This is a genomic window from Skermanella sp. (assembly GCF_059503625.1).
On record NZ_JCACHA010001112.1, the window covers coordinates 1 to 5406 of the forward strand.

At 65.5% G+C, this 5406-nt stretch carries 4 protein-coding genes; 2 read left to right on the forward strand and 2 right to left on the reverse strand.

All coding sequences use genetic code 11. The annotated features are described in order from the left end of the window. Window positions 1-6: 6 nt before the first annotated feature. Window positions 7-1365 carry a CitMHS family transporter gene (locus tag AC5JJ6_RS39870; RefSeq protein ID WP_496047359.1) on the reverse strand — a complete coding sequence of 453 codons (1359 nt, stop codon included), beginning with the start codon at window positions 1363-1365 and terminating at the stop codon, window positions 7-9. Window positions 1366-1504: 139 nt separating this feature from the next. Between AC5JJ6_RS39870 and AC5JJ6_RS39875 the strand changes: the two genes are divergently transcribed. Further along, window positions 1505-2392, forward strand: a complete 888-nt coding sequence (locus tag AC5JJ6_RS39875; RefSeq protein ID WP_496047360.1) for a LysR family transcriptional regulator — start codon at window positions 1505-1507, stop codon at window positions 2390-2392. Between the two features lie 25 nt (window positions 2393-2417). On the opposite strand, the gene AC5JJ6_RS39880 is transcribed toward AC5JJ6_RS39875, so the two are convergent. After that, on the reverse strand, window positions 2418-4874 hold the full coding sequence (locus tag AC5JJ6_RS39880) for a thiamine pyrophosphate-binding protein (protein ID WP_496047361.1): 2457 nt from the start codon (window positions 4872-4874) through the stop codon (window positions 2418-2420). A 135-nt stretch (window positions 4875-5009) separates the two neighbouring features. On the opposite strand from AC5JJ6_RS39880, the gene AC5JJ6_RS39885 reads away from it, so the two are divergent. Further along, window positions 5010-5406, forward strand: a 397-nt coding sequence (locus tag AC5JJ6_RS39885; RefSeq protein WP_496047362.1) for an Lrp/AsnC family transcriptional regulator, incomplete at its 3' end; no start/stop codon positions are given.

Sequence of the window (5406 nt, forward strand, 5' to 3'; positions counted from 1 at the left end):
CTGATATCAGCCGGCAAGCGCGCCGGTGGCATAGGCGACGGCGGTCATGACCAGCGTGGTGCCGAAGGCCCAGGGGAAGATGAACCGCTGATGGTCGCCAAGGTTGACGCCGCAGAGGCCGATCAGGATGAAGGTCGATGCGGTCAGCGGGCTGAGAGGGAAGCCGGTGGTCATCTGGCCCAGGATCGCGGCGCGTCCAATCACGGTCGGGTCGAGGCCGAGGGTTCCCGCCGCCTGCGCCAGGACCGGCATCACGCCGAAGTAGTAGGCGTCGGGCGTGAAGACGAGGCTGAGCGGCATGCTGGTCACGGCGACGATCAGCGGCAGCCAGCCGGCCATGCTCTCCGGGATCACCGACACCGCCGCCGAGGCCATGGCCTCGATCATCTTGGTGCCGGTCAGGACGCCGGTGAAGATGCCGGCGGCGAAGATCATGGTGGAAACAGTGACGACGCTGGCGGCGTGGGACACCAGATGCGCCTGCTGGTCTTCCCAGCGCGGATAGTTGGCGACCAGGGCGATGGCGAAGGCGACGATGAACAGGATCGGCAGCGGCATCAGCGCCATCAGCAGGCAGATCACCAGGGCCACCGTCAGGGCAGTGTTGAACCAGAACAGCCAGGGTTTCTCCAGCGCGATCTTGCCTGCGCCGTCCCGCTCGGGCACGGCTCCGTCTTCGCGGCTCGGGTCGGTCCGGACGGCGGCGGCGCCGACGCTTTCAGCTCCGGCCGGCGACGCGGCGGGCGAGGCGATGCCCAGGCGCCGCTTCTCGCGCCGGCCCAGCATGAAGGCTACGAACAGGACCCACAGGATGCCGGCGGCCATGGCGGGCACCACCGGGTTGAAGATCATGGTGGCATCGGCCTTCAGCGCCGCCATGGCGCGGACGGTCGGGCCGCCCCAGGGGATGATGTTCATAACGCCGGCCCCCAGCGCCACGATCCCGGACAGCACCAGCCGGTCCATGCCGAGCCGCTGATAGAGCGGCAGCATGGCCGAGACCGTGATCAGGAACGTGGTGGCGCCGTCGCCGTCCAATGCCACCGCCATGGTCAGCACGGCGGTCGCGAGCGCCACCTTGACAGGGTCGCCTTTGACCAGCCGGACCAGCCGGTTGATCATCGGATCGAACAGGCCGACATCGAGCATCAGGCCGAAATACAGGACGGCGAAGATGATCATGACGCCGACCGGGGCAACCTTGGCGATGCCGTCGAGCATCATCTTGCCGAGGTCGGGGCCGGCGCCGGCCAGAAGACCGAAGAAGACGGGGATGAGTACCAGCGCTACCAGAACGGACACGCGCTTGGTCATGATCGCCGTCAGAAAGACGGCGATGGTCGCAAATCCAAGGACTGCTAACATTTCCTCTCCTTTTTTGGTTCTTGTCGGCGCCTCTTCAGGGGCGGCTTTTGCGGTATTACGGATTTATTGCCTTTTCGTATGAAGCAATTTACCCGATAGAAGAATTGAATTATTTTGATATCAGCAATAAAATTCTCTTATGAATATACATCTCCGGCAGGTCAGATCCTTCGTCGTCGTAGCGCGATTCAGCAGCTTCACGCGGGCCGCCGACCTGCTCAACCTGACCCAGCCGGCGCTGACGGTGCAGATCCGGCAACTGGAACAGTCGCTCGGCGTCAAGCTGTTCGACCGCAATACCCGTGCGGTCGAGCTGACGCGGATCGGCCGCGAGATGCTTCCGGTGCTGGAACGTCTGCTGGGGGAATTCGACGCCGTCGTCGCCAATGCGCGGGAGATGGCCGAACTGCGCTACGGCACCGTGCGGATAGCCGCCCTGCCGTCCGTCGCCGCGACCGTGCTGCCGCCGCTGATCGCGCGCTTCAAGGAGCGGCATCCGCAGATCAAGGTCGTGCTGAGGGATTCCGTCGGCGAACGGATCAACGCGGCGGTGCGGGACGAAGCCGTGGATTTCGGCATCGGCAGCGATATCGAACCGGATGCCGAGCTTGAAACCGTGCCGCTGTTCGAGGACGTGATGCGGGCCGTCGTCCCTGCCGCGCATCCGCTCGCCGGCGCCGTCGAAATCAGGCTGGACAGGCTGACCTGGGAACCGCTGATCCTGATGGACAAGGGCAGCAGCGTCCGCAGTCTGATCGACAGGGCCTTCGCCGACGGCGGGCACTTGGTCGTGCCGGCCTACGAGGTGACCTATATGAGCACGGCCATCGGTCTGGTCCGGGCAGGCCTGGGCATAGCCATCCTGCCCTCCACCGCGATAGAATTGAGGATGGAGACCGAGCTTCCGTCACTGGCGATCGGGAACCCCATCCTCCGGCGGCCGATCACGCTGGTCCTAAAGGCCGGGCGAACGCTTCCGCCGGCGGCGGAAGCGTTGCGCGACATGCTGACCTCTTGGGAGGCGTAATCGCCGGAGGCGTCTCGGCTGCCGGTCAGTCGCCGCCGATCGTGTGGAGGTGGCGGATCGGCTTGCCCGCCGCCACGGTCTGGCCGGCCAGAACGATGCCCTGGGCGTCGATGCCGAAGTGACGGTAGAGGTCGGCAATGGTGCCGGTCTGACCGAAATGCTCGACGCCGAGCGCGCGGGTCCGATGCCCATGGACGGAACCCAGCCAGCCCAGTGTCGCCGGGTGGCCGTCGATCACCGTGACGATCCCGCAATTGGACGGCACGTCTTCCAGCAGCCGCTCGATGTGCGAGCGCGCATGGACCAGCCCGCGTTCGCGCGCCCGCTGGGCGGCACTCCAGCCGCCGTGGAGACGGTCGGCGGAGGTGATCGCGAGCAGCCCGACGTCGCGCCGGTCCTCCGCCATCAATCCGACGGCCTCGATCGCTTCTGGAGCGACGGCCCCGGTATAGGCCACCACCAGCTGGCAGTTCGGGCCGGGCGGGCGCATCCAGTAGGCGCCGTCGATGATGTCGCGCCGCATGTCCGGGCTCAGGGTACGGGTCGGCTGTTCCTGCGTCCTCGACGACAGGCGCAGATAGACGGAGCCGCCTATCTCATCGCGCAGCCAGTTCCGCTCGTTCTTCTCGCCCTCTCCGTCGCGCTGCATGTAGTCGAACGCCCAGCGCATGATGACGCCCAGCTCATCGACGAAGGCCGGCTCGAAATAGGCCAGGCCGTCCTGCGCCATGCCGACCAGCGGCGTGCCGATCGACTGGTGTGCGCCGCCCTCCGGCGCCAGCGTCACGCCGGCCGGGGTGGCGACCAGCATGAACCGGGCGTCCTGGTAGCAGGCATAGTTGAGCGCGTCCGCTCCCCGGTAGATGAACGGGTCGTAGACCGTGCCGATCGGCAGCAGGCGTTCGCCGAAGATGGAGTGCGACAGGCCCAGCGCCGACAGCATCGTGAACAGGTTGGCCTCGGCGATGCCCAGCTCGAAATGCTGGCCCTCGGGCGAGAACTCCCAGCTATAGGTCGATGGAATGCGTTCCTTCTTGAACAGGTCGGCCATCGCCTCCTTGGCGAACAGCCCGCGCCGGTTGACCCAGGACCCGAGATTGGTCGAGACGGTGACGTCGGGGGCGGTCGTCACGATGCGGTCGGCCAGACCGCCCTTCGCGCGTCCCAGCTCGTTCATGATGAGACCGAAGCCGGCCTGGGTAGACAGCGCCTTCTGCACTGGGACCTGCAACTCGTCCGGCACCGGAACGATCGGAGCGGAGTAGCGGCGGCGTCCCTTGGCGAAGAACGGCACCTTTTCGAGGAAGGCGGACAGCCGGTCCTCGCCCAGGGCCAGACCTTCGAACCGGTCCCATTCGTGGCCGGGGCGGATGTTCTGCGCATCGCGGAAGGCGTCCATCTGCGCGGGCGTCAGCAGGCCGGAGTGGTTGTCCTTGTGGCCCGCCAGCGGCAGGCCGAAGCCCTTGACGGTATAGGCGATGAAGCAGACGGGACGGTCGTGCTTGCGGGCGTTTTCGAAAGCCGCCGTCAGGGACGGCAGGTCATGGCCGCCCAGATTGCCCATCAGGCGCGCCAGTTCCTCGTCGGACCGGCTCTCGATCAGGCGCGACACGGGTCCCTGGTCGCCCAAGTCGTCCATCAGGCGCTTCCGCCATGCGGCGCCGCCCTGGAACGTCAGCGCGGAATAGAGCTGGTTGGGGCAACTGTCGATCCAGTTGCGCAGGGCTTCGCCGCCCGGCTCCTTGAAGGCTTCCAGCATGATCTGGCCGTGCTTCAGGATCACGACATCCCAGCCGAAGTTGCGGAAGATGCCTTCCAGCCGCTCCCACAGGCCCTCGCGGATCACCGCGTCGAGGCTCTGGCGGTTGTAGTCGACGATCCACCAGGTATTGCGCAGGCCGTGCTTCCAGCCTTCGAGCAGGGCTTCGAAGATATTGCCTTCGTCCATCTCGGCGTCGCCGATCAGCGCCACCATGCGGCCTTCCGGCAGGTCCGGCGCCCAGTTGCGGGCCTTCAGGTAGTCCTGCACCAGGGACGAGAACAGCGTCTGCGCGACGCCCATGCCGACGGACCCGGTCGAGAAATCGACATCGTCGACGTCCTTGGTCCGCGAGGGGTAGCTCTGCACCCCCTTGTAGCCCCGGAAGTTCTCCAGCTTCTCGCGCGTCTGGTTGCCCATCAGGTACTGGATCGCGTGGAAGATCGGGCTGGCATGTGGCTTCACGGCGACCCGGTCTTCGGGCCTGAGGGCAGAGAGGTACAGCGCCGTCATGATCGACGCCATCGAGGCCGAGGACGCCTGGTGCCCGCCTACCTTCAGACCGTCCAGGTTCGGCCGGATGTGGTTGGCGTTATGGATCGTCCACGAGGCAAGCCACAGGATCTTCTTCTCCAATTGCCGCAGGCACTCGACGGTATCGGCATTGCCGGCGTCGGTATCGTTGCGGGCAATCGTCATCTGGGTGGCCGCTGAGTCAACCATTCTCGCTATCGCATCCCTGGCTTAAGAACAGGCATGACGATAACATCCAGGCGTGGGCAGTTGGTTGCGAAGTGACGCGCGCAATCGTATGATTTTGGCAGATTATGCCAATAAACAGGACTAGAAAGGCAGCGCATGCCAAAGCCCCGGATCGATCCGATCGATCGCAAGATCCTGACGCGGCTTCAGAAGGACGGCCGCATCGCCAACAACGATCTGGCGGAAGCCGTCGGCTTGTCGCCCTCCCCCTGCCTGCGGCGCGTCAAGGCGCTGGAGGAAAGCGGCGTGATCCGGACCTACGTCGCCCTGATAGACCCGGCGATGGTGGAACTGCCGGTCAACGTCTTCGTCAGCGTCACCCTGGAAAAGCAGGTGGAGGAACGGCTGGACGCTTTCGAGGCCGCCATCCGCCAGCGCCCCGAAGTGCTGGAATGCTACCTGATGACGGGGGAAGCCGATTATCTGCTGCGCGTGGTCGTTCCCGACCTTGCCGCCTACGAGCAGTTCCTGAAGACGCACCTGACGCGGATCG

Bases quoted from the DNA above. Each gene is read 5' to 3' on its own strand.
- AC5JJ6_RS39870 (WP_496047359.1), bottom strand. From the start codon at position 1,365: ATGTTAGCAGTCCTTGGATTTGCGACCATCGCCGTCTTTCTGACGGCG.
- AC5JJ6_RS39875 (WP_496047360.1), top strand. From the start codon at position 1,505: ATGAATATACATCTCCGGCAGGTCAGATCCTTCGTCGTCGTAGCGCGA.
- AC5JJ6_RS39880 (WP_496047361.1), bottom strand. From the start codon at position 4,874: ATGGTTGACTCAGCGGCCACCCAGATGACGATTGCCCGCAACGATACC.